This is a genomic window from Flavobacterium hibisci (genome assembly GCF_020026925.1).
In the GTDB taxonomy this organism is placed as follows: domain Bacteria; phylum Bacteroidota; class Bacteroidia; order Flavobacteriales; family Flavobacteriaceae; genus Flavobacterium; species Flavobacterium hibisci.
In genome coordinates this window covers 1-654 of sequence record NZ_JAIQDW010000055.1, presented here as the reverse complement: position 1 = coordinate 654, position 654 = coordinate 1, and the positions used below count along the sequence as shown (strand labels likewise).

The window sequence follows — 654 nt, the reverse complement described above, 5'->3', positions numbered from 1 at the left end:
GAGGCTGTCTCAAAAGGACAGCTTCTTTTCGTTTATAAAAAATTAAGATAGCTATAAAAAATTAATTCGGTTTTCGGAATTCGGCTTTAAAGATGATTTTCCTTTTTTTGACTGATTTTTAGGCAAGAATGGGTTGTCTCTACCCTGCAAGTGCCATCTTTTGTAAATTATGGGCAATAGAAAGCAATCCGATTTCTATCTCGACCTTGTTTTGTCCTCGAAGCATAAATCGTTTAAATCCTTTGTTGTGTTTGATTTGGGCAAATACAGGTTCTACATCATGGCACCTTTGCTTTCTGAGTTGTTCGCCCCGTTTTGTTTTAAGCAAATCAAACGCCTTTTGCCTTGTCTTGGCCAGTTCAGGATTGTTTTGCGAGGCGGTTACCTGTTTGGTCTTGCAGTCTTTGTCAAAATAATTATACTTAACAAAGGCTTTTATTTTTCTGGCTTTTAATAAGTTGTAGTTTTCCTGCGAACCATAGCCAGCATCGGCAACTAACTCTTTGGGAACTTTTTTATATGATCTTTCAAAACTATCAATATGCGGGCTAAGTGTTTTGGTGTCGGTAGGATTTGGATGCAGGCTGTAGTGCAGAATAAACTGCTTATTGGTACTGATCTGCAGATTGTAAGCCGGTTTTAACTGGCCGTTTA

1 protein-coding gene is annotated in these 654 nt (G+C 38.1%); it reads right to left on the bottom strand.

The features are described from left to right. Positions 1–139 precede the first annotated feature (139 nt). The coding region (locus K8B81_RS20810; RefSeq protein WP_223683443.1) for a transposase at positions 140–654 on the bottom strand (515 nt) is incomplete at its 5' end.